The 715-nt window shown below is 70.5% G+C and carries 2 pseudogenes; both read right to left on the reverse strand.

Annotated features, from left to right (window positions below):
• Positions 1 to 308, reverse strand: a pseudogene (locus tag K6I34_RS37715) (DNA-binding response regulator); the annotation flags it as partial.
• A gap of 233 nt (positions 309 to 541) precedes the next feature.
• A pseudogene (locus K6I34_RS37720) lies at positions 542 to 715 on the reverse strand (TetR family transcriptional regulator); the annotation flags it as partial.

Below are 715 nucleotides of genomic sequence, written 5' to 3' on the forward strand. Positions count from 1 at the left end.
GTCCCGATTCCCGTCCCGATTCCGATGCCGCCGCTCGTCCCGAATCCGGCCGTAATGCCGGGCCCTGCCCCGGTCCTGTCCGCGGGGCCGGCTGGCGCGCGGCCGGTCAGCCGGCGCAGGCCGTCGGGGCCCCCTGCCTCGGGGCTGTCCATGTCGACCACGCACACGTCCGGCAGCACGGCGCGGGACATGGTCGCCGCGCGGGTCCAGGGGGTCGCCGAGACCTCCAGATCCGGTTCTCTGGCGATGAGCGCCGCCAGGGCCGCGCGCAGCAGATGGATGTCGTGCACCAGCAGGACCCGGATCACGGTATCTGCCCCCGCCCTCCCACTCTTTCCCGGCGCCGCACTGCGCCGGGTGTCGCCCCATTCATACCGGTGGGTGACACCACAAGGGGCGTGGATAACGCACCTGCAGGGGGCGCAAGGGCGCACAGTTCTCGCCACACGCGCCCCAAGTTCACTCGAACGCGCCCTCCGGAATGCCTTGTCGGCACTTGGCGGGATCCGGCTTTACGGATCAATCCCGAAATGACGGGCGATCAGTGCGCACCGGTGGGATGGGCGGGGGACGTGAGACCGATGAGGCGGCAGACCGTCTCGATATCGATCTTCACCTGGGCGATGGAGGCCCGCCCCGACAGCCAGGTGATCAGCGCCGAGTGCCAGGTGTGCTCGATGACGCGCACGGCCGAGAGCTGCTCCGGGGTCGGGGT

Source organism: Streptomyces sp. UNOC14_S4, from assembly GCF_020740835.1.
Lineage (GTDB): Bacteria > Actinomycetota > Actinomycetes > Streptomycetales > Streptomycetaceae > Streptomyces.